We start from the raw sequence: 14,540 nt of genomic DNA on the forward strand, positions 1-14,540 counted from the left end.
AAGCTTTTCCTTTGAGAAGATGCAGAAAATATCCTGTATCTGGCCGGAAGCCTCACGTTACTAGCTTGCTTTCTTGTAGCCCCGGATGGGCCACCGCAGCCAGGTGGGCAGCAGTTGAGCCCAATTGATGTCGAGCAACCCGGAGTCGTGGCGGGCTTGGTAGAGGAAGAACAGGCCAACGGGTAGCAGCAAGGTAGTAGCCAGCCACATGCCCGGCCCCACGGGCAAGACCATTTCGCGGCCGTACTTCTCGCCCATGATGGAAAGGACGTAGTAAATAATAAAGAACACGATGGAAACCAGGATGGGCACTCCCAAGCCGCCCTTCTTGATAATGGCACCCAGCGGGGCCCCAATCAGAAACATCAGCAGAATAGCGGCCGACTGAGTAAACTTCTTGAAGCTTTCGATGCGGTAGTTGGCCGTTTCCTTGTTTAGATTGGTCAGCCGCTCCGCCGAGGTGCCCAGAAAGGAGCGCACATTGCGGGCCCGGTTGGCGGCCTGCTGCGTGATGTTGAGGCTAACGGGCTGTAGCTCAGCGGCAGAAACCTTCCAGTTTTGCACGCGCAAGGCCGCGGCCCGGCCGGTGGTGTCAAAGCGCAGGTAGGTGTAGTACGGGTTGAGCTGGGTGATAAGCTGCACCCGCTCCGTGCGCAGGCGCTGGTGCAGGGAATCGGTGAAGTGCGCCAGCTGGTTTAGATTCAGCATCATCTTGTTGCTGGCGAAGAGCTCCGTTTTGGTGCGGTCCAGCCCGAAGGAAGCCAGCGAGAAGGTAATCAGGTTACGGCCGAAGTTTTGCCGGACGAAGTTGGCCCCGCTGCGGTTGTCCGTGCTCGGCTGCTCCACGTACATGCGCCCCCGAAACAGCTCCAAGCCCAGATACTGCCCCCCGAACCGCGTAAACATGCGCCCCGAGTCGGCCAGAATCACCCGCATCGACCCGGAGCTTTGGGTATGGTCATAAATCATAACCCCTTTGAGAATGTCGCCATTCTCGCCCAGCTTCTGATTTACCTTGATGGTGTACCCCGGAATGCCGTTATAGAAAACTCCTTCGCGAATATCCAGCGCCAGCTTCTGCTGGCGGACGTCCCAGAGCAGGCTATACGCCTCCAGGTTCGCCATAGGCACGATAGTATTGTTGAACCAAAAAGCCCCACCCGCCAGCAGTACACTTACTAGCAGTACTGGCCGCAGGATGCGGGTAAGAGAAATTCCGGCCGTTTTGATGGCCGTCAGCTCATGATGTTCTCCCAGGGTCCCGAAGGTCATGAGCGAGGACAGCAGCACGGCCAAGGGCAGGGATATAGGAACGATGAGCACGCTGAAGTAAAACAGCAATTGGGCTATGACGCCCAGCCCCAGGTCCTTCCCCACGAGGTCGTCCATGTACTTCATCATGAACTGCATCAGGAAAATAAACTGAACCACCGCAAACGTGAGGAAGAACGGTCCAGCAAAAGCTTGTAGAATAAGCTTATCGAGTTTTTTCATAGGAAGGCGAAGCCTAGGCTAGCGCAACAGGCTTCTAAGGGGGAAAAAGAAAAGAGCAAACGGGAAACGAAGATACGGCTCGTTTCGCGTCTGCTCCTCGGTTATCAGCCAAACGTCCGCTACCCTCCTACCTGTTCCCGTAACTTCTGAATCAGACTATCCCACATTTCCTGCAGCTCAACCGTATCCGTTTCCTCGGAGTAGTCCACAATGCGCAGGTAGACCTCCTGGGTTAGCTGCGACTCGTCAACGAGGAAATCCAGGTAGTTGGCATCGGGCGCGTGGCGCTTGTTTTCATCCAGGAATACAAACCGCACCGAGCGGTTGGTCCGGTGTGAAGCCATTTCTGCGTAGTGCGGTTGATTATCCCAAATGAAGTTGTAGCGGCCGGCGTCAACCCGCACATCTTGGCAGAACCAGTGCGAAAGACCCGAGGCCGAAGCCAGGTAGGGATACAGGATTTTCGGGGAAGCATTAATGGGGTATTCGACCGTAAAACGGTGCTTGAGGCGAGTGGCAGAAAGGGGCATAAGCAAAACAGTGTAAAGAATTTAGTGAGTCCACCTCCTCGGCAAAAGTGGCCCGGGAGCCAATATACACGGGTTTTTTTTTGCACAATGCTTGCATCACGTTAAATATTGTTCCTACCTTTGCACCAGCAAAAAAGACGGCGGGGTAGCTCAGTTGGTTAGAGCACAGGATTCATAACCCTGAGGTCACGAGTTCAACTCTCGTCCCCGCTACATATAGAAACGGCTTTTCCAGAACAGGAAGGCCGTTTTTTTATGCCCGTTACTTTTTTATTACAACTCCATGTATTCGCCTGGGTACGAACTCCGCCTGTTTGATTGGATGGTGACCTCTGCAAGCGCTGGTAATTACCCGCCTTTATTACCTTGCCCCTCAGGTTTCTTACCCTGGCATCCTGGCGCAGGTCACCGGTTTTCTGTATCAGCAGAGCAGGCGCGGCATCGAGGCTAAGACTCATAATAAGTCTTTCATATGCCACAAAACTGCCTTCCCCTGAGCAATCATTGCTGGCTTACAGCAGCTACCTCGGTAATCTTTGTAGGACCCTAGCTTCTGAGCATCCCGAATTATACTGTATTTCAGCTACATTAGGCTTATCCTATTCTTTATTCTTGACCAGATGTATAAGCTTCTATCCTGCAGCCTGCTTGCGCTGCCCTTAGCGACTCGCGCCCAGACCCCTGGCTCCTCCCTTCCCCTCAAGGCCTATGTAGGCGTGGGTGTTAATGGAGGGCGGTATTATGATAAACGCTACGGAGAGGTGCTCAACAACGGCTTGCTATATTCTCCGACGGTTGTGGCAGGCCTGCACCTGACTCCTACCCTTACCCTGCAACTTGGAGCCAACATGTACAATCATCGGATGAGTTACACGGCTCAAGGAGTGGATTACAGCGCCGGTAACCCAAACAATCCCGTTATAAGCTATACAAGTGGCACGACACGTCGCCGCTATTATATAGTACCATTACTGGTTCGCTACACCTTTGCTGGTAGCGCGCAGCGGATGAAGCTAGATGGTCTACTAGGCATTACTATTTATCATACGCGCGAGCATTCGACGACCACTCATCTCGATAGCCAGTTTCAGGTTACGAACCAGTACGCTTATAGCAGAAATGCTACATATGCCAACCTGCTAGTGGGCATTGGGGCCAGGTACGCCTTGCTCCCCAAGCTGGAGCTAGCAAGTGAGGTGCGTATTAATCCGTTTTATTTCGGCTATAGCGTTGGTGCCTACCCCAATGTGGATCTGAGCATACGCTATTGCTTTGGCACCTTGCAATAAATGAGCACTTCCGCTGCTTTGTCGAAAGGAAAGCGGCAGAGGTAGCAGAAGAACTTGGTCTACTTAACCGCGTCAGCATCATTACGAGCGTGCATGTACCAGTAGAATAAAAGGCGGATATGAACCCAGCCCACTAATAAGTATTCATACTTACTGATATAGCTGCGTAACGTGGGCCCCAAGGCTAGTTAAGAATACAGCCCGCATTCCCAGCTGTAGGTATTGAACCAATTCATAGCTTCAATTAATCCGGTCGTCGAACCGCTTCAGAAGTAAAGTATCCACTCTGGGCTCTTCTGGCGCAACTGTCAAGATCAATCCACTTAGCTACTTCACGTGGCGCTGCTATACGGAGCAACTACTCCAGGGCTCGGTACTATCTGTAGCACGCCAGCAGACGCTACTGGCGCATATGTATCATTCAGGCCTGCTTGGGTGTAGTCCCGCAGGATAGCCCGTTGTTCGCCCCTGTGTGTAATAAAAAAAACGTGCTGGGTGTTCCCAGCACGTTTATCACTTACAATAAACCATAACTAGCTGATCGGATATAGACTCTACCGAATTCCGTTATAACTATAGTTTTCGGAGATGGAAAGCTGCCAGAAGCTTTTTAAAACTGCTTATTCGTACTGGTTGGTAAGTACATGGGTGAAGTGCCACGTCAGAAAGTTATTTTTCTTGCGTCGGTGAGCGGCGGCAAAAGGCACTTGGTGTAGGGCAGACAACACCTCTTTTTCGGTTAATTCACGCCCTAGTAATTTGCTCAGCACCCGTTGAATATCTTCAGTAGGATACTCCATATCAAAGGGCGGTGATCCGAATACAATAGCTAAGGCTTCCTTCACGCTGTAGCGTTTACCTTTGAAGTGTTTCACTAGGATTAGAGTGAGCGGTGTAGTAGTACCTTTCTGCGCTCCAGGCGGGCTACCGTAAAGAAGTCCTGCTCACTTTCCACCGCCTTGAAGAAAGTTGAGTAGAAATCTAACCGACCGAACGGTATCAGGTCAAGGGGCCGCTCTAGGGCAGTGTCGTGCAGAAAGGTGTTGAAAGTGAAGCCACATTCCTGCACTGCATCCTTGAAGGCTCTCTGCTGGAGTCGGGATAATTTCTGGTAAGCTATCCACAAAGGATTTCCTTGGTCGGGCAAGCGCATAGACCGCACTTTCTTATTGGTATTATCTGCTTGTGAGCTTTCCATTCACACAATATTTTGTAGGTTTTCCCAACATTTAAGGCAAAAAGCTTAATCACATACGCAATTTACCTTAAATATTAACTCCTCCAAAAAGCGCCTTCACATTCTAGCATGTCCCCCGCTCATCAGCCCTTAACTGCCAGTACGTCTGAGCCTTTCGGAAAGCGTTTGCTGCAGCTTATGGAACTCCTGCGGCTCAAGCCCTCGGCTTTCGCGGCCAAGCTGGACATGAAGCCCCAGACCCTCAATGGCTTTACCGGGCCCAAGCAGAGCGGCGTAACCCTGAAAACAATTCAGAAAATACTCGCGGTATTTCCCCGGGTCAATAGCCACTGGCTGATTACAGGCGAGGGCGAACCGCTAGCCCCGCTCCAGTCCCCGGAAGCAGTAGCTGCACTAGCAGCAGATCAGCCGTTACTGGCCCAGGACGGGTCCTTAATTGTGGCCCAGGAAGCACCAGCTACCTATTCCTCTCCTTTGTTTGCCTGCAGGCAGGAGTTGGAACAAAGCCGCAGCCGCATTAGGGAGCTGGAAGATATCATTGCGGATAAGCAGCTCATCATTGACTTACTGCGCGACAAGCAGCAGGGCCCAGTTTAGGGGTAGCTCTTCAGCTGAAGCTTGTTGACCGACAAGTGTGGGACAAGGTTAAAGAGAAGTTTCTTTATCGATTAAAACAGCGCCAAAAAGGGGCTAGATGGATAAGTGGCTCTCTCAGATACGTTGGTACACTGATATTCTGCAGAATTATAAAGCACAAAAAGCGCCTGCTCATATGTGAGCAGGCGCTTTTTATAAGCAGCATATTTAAACGAGCTACTTGATTTTTTCCACGATGCCTTTAAAAGCCTCGGGGTGGTTCAGGGCGAGGTCGGCCAGAACCTTACGGTTCAGCTCGATGCCAGCCTTTTTCAGGCCGCCCATGAACTGCGAGTAAGACAGACCGTGCTCCCGGGCACCAGCGTTGATACGCTGAATCCAGAGGGCGCGGAACTCGCGCTTCTTAACTTTCCGGTCGCGGTAGGCATACAGCAGACCTTTCTCAACCGCGTTTTTGGCAACGGTCCATACGTTTTTGCGACGGCCGTAGTAGCCTTTCGCCAAACGCATTACTTTTTTCCGGCGGTGGCGCGAGGCCACGTGGTTTACACTTCTTGGCATAACCAGTTTTTTTTGGCGGCCGGCGGCGGATAATTATTTACCGCAGCTTTTATTTCAGCCGGACGCCTGGTGAAAAAATTACATTAATAATTGACAATTAGCAGTTAAGAACAATTAGATCCGAAAAAGGTATCGGCCATTCTTACTCGCTAATTCTTAATTACTAATTAAAGAGTAAGCATGTCCTTTACGCGGTTCATGTCGGCCGAGCTTACCAGCGTTACGTGCGTCAGGTTACGCTTCTGCTTGGTGCTCTTCTTGGTCAGAATGTGGCTTTTGAAGGCGTGCTTACGCTTGATCTTGCCCGTGCCGGTCAGCGTGAAACGCTTTTTGGCGCCGGACTTGGTCTTCATTTTCGGCATTGTGGTGGTGATAAAAGGTGAAAAACTGCGGCGGTCGGCTGCCTAGGGCCGGTGCGCCAGCTCAAAATGGGGCCGCAGCCCCGGGTAAACTATTCGGATGCCTTGTCAGCGGCAGCGGGCCGGGCTTCTTTAGCGGGCTCTTTGCCGGCTTCCTTGGGAGCAGCAGGCTTTGCTACTTTGGTAGGAGCCGCAGCCTTGGGAGCCAGGTAAAGGAACATGCGCTTGCCTTCTAGCTTGGGCAGCTGCTCCACTTTACCAAGGTCTTCGAGGGCCTGGGCAAATTTCAGCAGCAGAATTTCGCCTCGCTCTTTGAAGACAATGCTACGGCCCACGAAATGCACGTAGGCCTTGATCTTGGCTCCTTCACGCAGAAATTCCTGGGCGTGCTTCAACTTAAAGGCGAAATCGTGGTCATCCGTGTTGGGTCCGAAGCGGATTTCCTTGATGACTACCTTGGTTTGCTTGGCCTTCAGCTCCCGGGTCTTTTTCTTCTGCTCGTACTTAAACTTCGAGTAGTCGATGACGCGGCACACGGGCGGTACAGCCGTGGGGGAAATTTCCACGAGGTCGAGGTTCTGCTCCTGAGCAAACCGACGGGCCTGCTCAATGGAATAGATGCCCTGCTCGATGTTGTCGCCGACGAGGCGAACTTCACGGGCCGTAATCTTCTGATTGATTTTAAACGGCTCCTCGACCTGGGCACGAGGTATATAGCGGCGGTTGGGGGTAGCTATGGCGGTTCTCCTTAAGGTGAAAGTCGGTTTCTGCTAGGATTGAAAGGACGCGCAAGGGCGCCAGCTAGTTCAATCAGCGTGCGAATATCCGGCATTTTTTCCACACGCTCAAAAAAGGCTATATAAAAATGCCTATTCAGCCGGTGAAAAACTGGTTTTCGGAAATCAACAACGGACCTTCGGCCGGTAGTAACGCCCCGCAAAGGGGGTAGCTGCTTCTCTTAGCAGAAGGTCCGTTGCGGTACTTCTAATCAGCTAGCGGCGCTGTTAACTGGCCTTACCGTCCATCATGTCGGCTACCTGCTGCTGGAAGCTCTGAATGAACTCTCCGATGGGCATGGCTCCCACGTCGCCGGCTCCGTGCTTACGGATCGAGACAACGCCATTTTCCTGCTCCTTTTCGCCTACAATCAGCATGTAAGGGATTTTGCCGACTTCTGCATCCCGGATTTTGCGGCCGATTTTCTCGTCGCGGTGGTCCACGGTGCCGCGTAGCTCAGCGGCCTGCAACTGGTCGTACACCTGCTGGGCGTAGTCGTGGTACTTTTCCGAAATGGGCAGCACGGTGAACTGCTCCGGGGAAAGCCAGAGCGGGAAATTACCGCCGCAGTGCTCAATGAGAACGGCTACGAAGCGCTCCAGCGAGCCAAACGGAGCCCGGTGCAGCATCACGGGGCGCTGGCGGGAGTTGTCGGAGGCCACGTACTCTAGTTCAAACCGTTCGGGCAGGTTGTAGTCGACCTGAATGGTGCCGAGCTGCCACTTGCGGCCGATGGCATCACGCACCATAAAGTCGAGCTTGGGACCGTAGAAAGCGGCTTCGCCGAGTTCCGTGACGGTGGTCAGGCCCTTCTCGGCCGCAGCTTCAATGATGGCCTGCTCCGCCTTCTCCCAGTTTTCGTCGGAGCCGATGTACTTGGTTTTATTTTCGGGGTCGCGCAGGGAAATCTGGGCCGTGAAATCGGGGAAATCCAGGGCTTTGAGCACGTAGAGCACGATGTCAATTACCTTCAGGAACTCCTCCTTTACTTGGTCAGGACGGCAGAAGATGTGGGCGTCATCCTGGGTAAAACCGCGCACCCGCGTCAGGCCGTGCAGCTCGCCCGACTGCTCGTAGCGGTACACGGTGCCAAACTCGGCGAAGCGCACTGGCAGGTCGCGGTACGAGCGGGGCTTGGTTTTGTAGATTTCGCAGTGGTGGGGACAGTTCATGGGCTTGAGGAAGAACTCCTCGCCCGGATTCGGCGTCTTGATGGGCTGGAACGAGTCGGCACCGTACTTTTCGTAGTGGCCGCTGGTCACGTACAGCTCCTTGGAGCCAATGTGGGGCGTCACGACGGGCTGATAGCCGGCCTTGATCTGGGCCCGACGCAGAAACTGCTCCAGCCGCTCGCGCAGGGCCGTTCCCTTGGGCAGCCACAGGGGTAGCCCTGCCCCTACCTTTTCCGAAAAGGCAAACAGCTCCAGCTCTTTGCCCAGCTTGCGGTGGTCGCGGCGCTTGGCTTCCTCCAGCCGCTCCAGGTACTCCGTCAGTTCCTTGGCTTTGGGAAAGGTGATGCCGTAGATGCGCGTGAGCTGCTTGTTTTTCTCATCACCGCGCCAGTAAGCCCCGGCCACGTTGAGCAGTTTCACGGCCTTGATGGGCGAGGTATCAGGAATGTGGGGGCCGCGGCAGAGGTCCGTGAAGTCGCCTTGGGTGTAGAAGGTAATGGAGCCGTCTTCGAGGCGCTCCAGCAGGTCTAGCTTGTAGGGGTCTTGCTTTTCGGTGAAGTAGGCAATGGCATCGGCCTTGCTTACCTCGCGGCGCTCATATTGGCTTTTCTTCTTGGCCAGCTCCAGCATTTTCTTTTCTACTTCCGGCAGATCGTCGGTAGAAATTGTGCGGCCTTCACCCAGATCAATATCGTAATAGAAGCCGTTTTCGATGCTGGGGCCAATACCTAGCTTCACGCCGGGGTAGAGGGCTTCGAGGGCTTCGGCCATCAGGTGAGCCGAGGAGTGCCAGAAGGTGGACTTGCCTTCCGGGTCGTTCCAGGTCAGAATAGCAACGGTGGCATCCTGTTCAATGGGGCGGTGCAAGTCGCGCACTTCGCCGTTGACGCGCACACCCAGGGCATTACGGGCGAGGCCTTCGCTAATGCCAGCGGCAACATCGTAGCCCGTGGCGCCATCTACAAACTGGCGCACCGAGCCATCGGGGAGGGTGATATTCAACATGAAGTTGGGGATAATGGCTATACAAACAGCCGTGAGCCCGCAAGTTACACAAGTGGTGAAATTGTGAAGAGGTGAAATGGGAGCTTGACGCTTGAACAGCGCAAGCAGAACCGCAAACACCCCACTGTACTACTTCATAATCCTCCCCCTGCTATAAGCCAGAGTGGTCCACCACAATGGGCTCAACGGCCTCCACGGCGGGCCGGGGGGCTTCATTCACGATAACGCCCTTGGCCCGGTTGCCCACCTTCCAGGCTTTGTACGTCCAGTGGCGGTTGCCCGGGTTTTCAGCCACCAGCAGCCGGTACTGATCGGCGGCTTCGGGCCAGCGCCCCACACTTTCCAAGCTCTCGGCCAGCATTTGGCGAGCACCGGCCAGGCGCGGGGCGCGGCGCAGGGCCCGCTGCAGGTGCGGCACGGCCTGGGCGTATTTGCGGGCTTTGAAGGCCACGAGGGCCAGGCGGTAATCAGCCCGGTAGAAAGTTGTGTCCAGCTGAACCGTTCGGGCATAGATGCGCGTGGCACTATCGGGCTGGTTCTGAAGCTCAAACTGCCGGCCGTAATCATACCACAGCGGGCCGTAGGTGGGCGCCAGCTTTAAGCCGCGGGCCGCGTAAATGGCCGCTTGGTCGGGTTGGCGGAACGCATTGGACAGAAACGCCAACTGATGCAGCGTTTCGGGCTGGCGTGGGTCGCGGGCCAAGCTGGCCCGAAAGTGCTCCAAAGCCTGGAGCGTATCCTGTAACCCTACGTAGGCAACTCCTTTATAGAACAGCGCGGCGGCGTGGTCCGGCTCCTGTTGCAGGGCGCGGTCTAGTTGGTCCAGGGCATCCTGGTAGCGGCGGGTGGCCAGGTGCATCTCCCCCACCAGCAGATTCAGATCTGGGGAAGCGAAGCCCCGGCGGGCGGCCTCGGTAGTAGCCGCTAGCGCCGACTGAATTTTTCCTTGCGCACGCAATGCCCGGGCTTTCGTGAAATAGAACTCACCCGGTGCATCGTCTAAATCAAGGGCTTGGTTGATGTCTCGTAGCGCGGCTTCCGTCAGGCCAGCATCCAGGCGAAAAGCGGCCCGGCGGGCGTACAGGGAAGCATTCTGCGGCTGGCGGGCAATGGCACCATCCAGCTCTTCGGCCTGAATTTTCGGTCCGCTCTGCACCGTACGCAGGTTCACCATGGTTTCGGGCCGCTCCTTGGGGCCTTCTGTGCAGGCAGCTACAACGGCCGGGCCAGCGGCCAGCAACAGAAACAAACGCAAGAAACAGGAGGAACGCACGGCGCAAAGTAAAATTCAGCAGCAAAGATACGGGCTCCCGTGCTTGGGCGCTACCTGGCGCCGGCAGCTTATAACTTCCTGACGTGACGACTGATTTGGCGGCGCAACTTGCGGTTAAGCTGCTCTAGCATACGGCGGCAGCGGCGGCTGAGCTCCAACTCATCAGCCGTTACGGGCGTTAGGGCTACTGCTTCCTGCAACACGGCGGTAGCCCGGGTCTGCTGGCTGCGGTTTAAGTACACACGGGCCAAATCATAGGCGTATTGAATGCGTTTGGGGTCGAGCTCATGGGCCCGCCTGAGCGCATCAATAGCCCGAAATGTACTGGCACCCGCCGGCGTTCCACCCAGAAATACCCGGCTAAAAACCCGCTCCAAGGGGCTATAGTGGTCCACGCGGTAGTGCCACCGTCCTAGCAGCTGCCAGGCTTCGGCCCAGTCGGGCCGCAACTCGGTAGCCCGGAATACATGGGTGCGCATTTCGCGGTAGGCTAGCAAACGGCCGCGGGCGGTAAGCAGGGTTGCCTGGTTTGATAGGGCCAGCGCTTCGGCGTAATGGCCCTCGGCCCCATCGGGGCGCACCACCAAGGCCCGACTGGCGTAGAGGCGGGCCGCCGAGAAATAGGCAGCCTTACGGGTTTCATCGGTGTAGCGGGCCCCAATCCGGACACTAAGCACGGCGGCCTGCCACAGAGCCTCGTAGGTAGCTGGCACTTTGCTCAGCGCCTGCTCGTACTTGGCCAGAGCTTCCGATTCGTGGTACTGCGCCTGTAACGCCCGGGCCTGGGTCAGCAGGTCCGCTACTACCGGATCGGGGATGCTAACAGTTGTTTTTGGTGCTGGCCGGGCTTGCGCTAGCACCCGGGCCTGGCCCGTGAGCAGACCAAGCAGCAGTATCCCCATAAGAAAGCTTACTACGCGCAGCATGGCCGGCAAAGGTACTTTTCAGATCCTGATGTTGAGTTAAAACTTGCCGCCTAGCCATTCCATACCGCCGGACCTAGCATGCTGCTTCGGCCATCGTTTACCAAGCAACTGAGCAGTGCCGGCCTTACGGCAACTGAGCCAAAGTAATAGTTGAAGCGGCAGCGCAGCCCCTGCCTACAGAAAAGCCAGCCTGAATGTAGGCTGGCTTTTCTGTAGGCAGTAGTACTGAAGAGAGTCAGCAACTAGAAGAGTTTCAACTGTGACTTAGGAGTTTTTAGCACAGCCTGGGCCTGGGCAATGTCGGCCTCCGAAATGTCAACCGTGTCACTGAGTTCCGGCAGCGGCTCCTCGGCGGCGGCGCTGGTAGCTGCCGTTCTGGGAATGGTGGCCGGCCCGGCCTTCTTCTTCGCCTCGCGGCGCTGGGGCTCGGGGCCTTCATCCGTCAGCAAAGTCACGCCATGGATGCGGAAGTAGTTGAGCTTGTTGCCCAAAGCCTTCCAGCCTTTCACGTCAATGAACTCGTGCAGCATCATCCGCTCCGTGACTTTTTCCGCTTTTTTCTCCTTTTGCACTTTCAGCTCTACCTCAGGTTCCAGGCCGCAGGTAGCACACACTAAGCTGCTGCCTTTGGTTTCGGAAATAAAGATGAAGGGTTTGCGCAAGGTGCTGGTTTCAACGCGGAAGCGCTTTACATAGTGGGTTTTCGTTTCGCCCTCGACGTACACGGCATTGATAACCGTATCGACCTCAAACTTGCGCAGGAGGACAATCTTGTGCAGCTCAAAGTGAATGGTCAAATCTGGAGGCACCAATTCGTAGCTGCCATCCCTGTACACAACCAGAATGCTGTCGTCGGTGTCGAAGGCGCCAAGGTAGCGGCCATGACCGGCGTGGTTTAGGCGGCCCACTACACTGTCGAAGAACACTTCACGCCCACCCAAGGTGCTGTCGCCCACGGTTTTGCGGGTGATTTTCTTGATGGGCTGCTTCGTTACGATGTTGCCCATGGACCCCTTGCCCTTAATGGCCAGCTCGGCAAAGTCGAAGTCGAACTGCTTGACGCGGACTGGGGCTTTATCCGAAAGCTGCACGCTTACTACCTCCGACTCGGAGTTAGGGTTGGCCGTCAGATAGAGAGTTTTGGTGCCTTTCGTGCCCTTGGTTAGGTCGTATACTTTGTCGCGGGTGATACCCGTCACTAGGAAGCGTTTGGCAAAGGCAATGCCCGAGGCCCCGTCCTGGTACACCATGTTGTACACCAGCCGGTCGTCGTTCTTGTTATAGACGCCCACGTGCAGGATGTCCTTGCCCACGAAGGTTTTTTCGGCTATGCGGCTCACCACGAACGTGCCGTCGCGGCGAATGGCAATGATGTCGTCCAGGTCCGAGCAGTCGCACACCGTTACGGCTTTTTCGTCCTTCTTGAGGCCGTAGCCCACAAAGCCATCAGCGTAGTTGACGTAGAGCTTCTGGTTGGCCACGGCTACTTTCTGGGCCGTCACCACGTCGAAGGTGCGCAGCTGGGTTTTCCGCTCCCGGCCCGCACCGTACTTTTTCAGCAGGCCCTCGAAATAGTGAATGGCGTAGCGGATGATGTTAGCCAGGTGGTCGGCTACTTCCGCCAGCTCCGTTTCCAGCTTCTGAATGTACTCCTCGGCCTTAAACCCGTCGTACTTGCTGATGCGCTTGATGCGGATTTCGGTCAGGCGGGTGAGGTCGTCTTCCGTAATGGCACGGCGCAAGACAATGCGCGCATCATTGGCCTTCTGCTTTTCCCCCTCAATGCGCACAAACTTCTTCAAGCCGGCATCAATGGTTTGCAGAATGTCTTCCCAGGTTTCGCACTCCTCAATTTTGCGGTAGATGCGGTTTTCGATGAAAATCTTCTCCAGGGAGGCCGAATGCCACTTTTCCTGGAGCTCTTCCTGGCGGATTTCCAGCTCCCGCTCCAACAGGCGCACCGTTTTCTGGGTGCTCAGGCGCAGCATGTCCTCTACCCCCACAAAGCGCGGCTTATCCTCGATAATCACGCAAGTGTTGGGCGAAATGCTGATTTCGCAGTCAGTGAAGGCGTACAGGGCATCAATGGTGAGGTCGGGGCTCACGCCGGTGGGCAGGTGCACCTGAATTTCTACCTCGGCGGCCGTATTATCGACTACCTTCTTGATCTTGATTTTGTTGGCTTCCGAGGCCTTCACGATGCTTTCCATCAGCGCCGTGGTGGTGGTGCCGTAGGGGATGTCGCGAATGACGAGTAGGGTTTTGTCGACCTTTTCAATGGTAGCGCGCAGGCGGATTTTGGCCCCGCGCAAGCCGCCGTTGTAGTTAGAGACGTCGCAGAGGCCGCCGGTCGGGAAGTCGGGGAACAGCTGAATATCCTTACCGCGCAGCACGTCAATGGAGGCCTTGCACAACTCGCGAAAGTTGTGGGGCATGATCTTGGTGCTCAAACCTACGGCAATACCTTCTACGCCCTGAGCCAGCAGCAGCGGGAACTTCACGGGCAGCGTAGTGGGTTCGCGCTTGCGGCCGTCGTAGCTCATTTGCCACTCCGTGATGTCGGGGTTGAACACCACGTCGAGGGCAAACTTGCTTAGGCGGGCTTCAATGTAGCGGGCCGCCGCGGCCCCGTCGCCGGTACGGATGTCGCCCCAGTTGCCCTGGGTTTCAATCAGCAAATCTTTCTGACCCAGGTTCACCATGGCGTCGCCGATAGAGGCATCGCCGTGGGGGTGGTACTGCATGGTTTGGCCAATAACGTTGGCGACCTTGTTAAAGCGGCCATCGTCCATTTCCTTCATGGCGTGCAGAATGCGGCGCTGCACAGGCTTAAGGCCATCCTCAATGGCGGGCACAGCGCGCTCCAGAATCACGTAGGAGGCGTAGTCCAGAAACCAGTTCTGGTACATACCGTTCACGGTGGCCACGTCGTGGATGGTTTCGCCAGGGGCGAACTTGGGTTCTTCCTCGGCTTCTTCCGTTACAGGCTCCGGCTCAGTCACGGCCTGCACATCGGCGCTGGACTCGGCCAGCAGCAGCTCGCCCGCTTCGCTGACGACGAACTGCGGGGCATCGGTGGGGGTAGCGTCAGCATCGGCCGGCGTTTCCGGCGCAGACCCAAACGCAAAGGAGTCACCGGCACCAAACAGCTTCGATTCGTCTTCGTGGTTAGGGTCGTGGGGGTTCGTCTCTTCTGACATGGGGGTGTGGCAAGCGCCACGGTTATTGTTCTTGTACCTCTCTCCTGCTGCCGGTAAAGAGAGCAGAAGGTTAAACTCTTAACTAGTCAGCGGCATAAGTCCGCTACTGGCGGCCTGCTGGAAGTGCTATTCGGTAACCTGCCGTTGACTTGCCAGGCT

11 protein-coding genes, 1 tRNA gene and 1 pseudogene are annotated in these 14,540 nt (G+C 55.6%); 3 read left to right on the plus strand and 10 right to left on the minus strand.

The features are described 5' to 3' along the window. Positions 1 to 60 precede the first annotated feature (60 nt). Positions 61 to 1,494, minus strand: a complete 1,434-nt coding sequence (locus IEW18_RS14435) for an LptF/LptG family permease (RefSeq protein WP_188558567.1) — start codon at positions 1,492 to 1,494, stop codon at positions 61 to 63. 119 nt (positions 1,495 to 1,613) lie between these two features. Then, a complete protein-coding gene (locus tag IEW18_RS14440; RefSeq protein ID WP_188558568.1) occupies positions 1,614 to 2,024 on the minus strand; it encodes an START-like domain-containing protein in 411 nt (136 codons plus the stop codon). A gap of 139 nt (positions 2,025 to 2,163) precedes the next feature. Between IEW18_RS14440 and IEW18_RS14445 the strand changes: the two genes are divergently transcribed. Then, positions 2,164 to 2,237, plus strand: a tRNA-Met gene (locus IEW18_RS14445). 407 nt (positions 2,238 to 2,644) lie between these two features. Then, positions 2,645 to 3,313 (plus strand): outer membrane beta-barrel protein, encoded by a 669-nt coding sequence (locus IEW18_RS14450; protein WP_188558569.1) that lies wholly within the window; start codon positions 2,645 to 2,647, stop codon positions 3,311 to 3,313. Positions 3,314 to 3,933: 620 nt separating this feature from the next. On the opposite strand, the gene IEW18_RS14455 is transcribed toward IEW18_RS14450, so the two are convergent. Continuing rightward, positions 3,934 to 4,188 carry a hypothetical protein gene (locus IEW18_RS14455; RefSeq protein WP_188558570.1) on the minus strand — a complete coding sequence of 85 codons (255 nt, stop codon included), beginning with the start codon at positions 4,186 to 4,188 and terminating at the stop codon, positions 3,934 to 3,936. A gap of 500 nt (positions 4,189 to 4,688) precedes the next feature. Between IEW18_RS14455 and IEW18_RS14460 the strand changes: the two genes are divergently transcribed. Beyond that, positions 4,689 to 5,108: a hypothetical protein gene (locus IEW18_RS14460; RefSeq protein ID WP_188558571.1), complete on the plus strand. Its 420-nt coding sequence runs from the start codon at positions 4,689 to 4,691 to the stop codon at positions 5,106 to 5,108. A gap of 216 nt (positions 5,109 to 5,324) precedes the next feature. Here the strand turns inward: IEW18_RS14460 and rplT are convergent, their stop codons facing one another. The 7 genes and pseudogenes from rplT to IEW18_RS14495 all read right to left on the minus strand — a co-directional run bounded on the left by rplT (position 5,325) and on the right by IEW18_RS14495 (position 14,381). Continuing rightward, a complete protein-coding gene (rplT, locus tag IEW18_RS14465; RefSeq protein WP_188558572.1) occupies positions 5,325 to 5,669 on the minus strand; it encodes a 50S ribosomal protein L20 in 345 nt (114 codons plus the stop codon). 167 nt (positions 5,670 to 5,836) lie between these two features. Further along, a complete protein-coding gene (gene rpmI, locus IEW18_RS14470) occupies positions 5,837 to 6,031 on the minus strand; it encodes a 50S ribosomal protein L35 (RefSeq protein WP_188558573.1) in 195 nt (64 codons plus the stop codon). 176 nt (positions 6,032 to 6,207) lie between these two features. After that, positions 6,208 to 6,765 (minus strand): annotated as a pseudogene (gene infC, locus IEW18_RS14475) (translation initiation factor IF-3); the annotation flags it as partial. A 267-nt stretch (positions 6,766 to 7,032) separates the two neighbouring features. Further along, positions 7,033 to 8,982, minus strand: coding sequence for a threonine--tRNA ligase (gene thrS / locus IEW18_RS14480; RefSeq protein WP_188558574.1), 1,950 nt, complete (start codon positions 8,980 to 8,982; stop codon positions 7,033 to 7,035). Positions 8,983 to 9,133: 151 nt separating this feature from the next. After that, positions 9,134 to 10,255, minus strand: a complete 1,122-nt coding sequence (locus tag IEW18_RS14485; protein WP_188558575.1) for a tetratricopeptide repeat protein — start codon at positions 10,253 to 10,255, stop codon at positions 9,134 to 9,136. A 68-nt stretch (positions 10,256 to 10,323) separates the two neighbouring features. Continuing rightward, positions 10,324 to 11,157 (minus strand): tetratricopeptide repeat protein, encoded by an 834-nt coding sequence (locus IEW18_RS14490; RefSeq protein ID WP_188558576.1) that lies wholly within the window; start codon positions 11,155 to 11,157, stop codon positions 10,324 to 10,326. Between the two features lie 266 nt (positions 11,158 to 11,423). Continuing rightward, positions 11,424 to 14,381, minus strand: a complete 2,958-nt coding sequence (locus IEW18_RS14495) for a DNA gyrase/topoisomerase IV subunit A (protein ID WP_188558577.1) — start codon at positions 14,379 to 14,381, stop codon at positions 11,424 to 11,426. Between the last annotated feature and the right edge of the window lie 159 nt (positions 14,382 to 14,540).

The organism is Hymenobacter glacieicola (assembly GCF_014640315.1).
GTDB classification, from domain to species: domain Bacteria; phylum Bacteroidota; class Bacteroidia; order Cytophagales; family Hymenobacteraceae; genus Hymenobacter; species Hymenobacter glacieicola.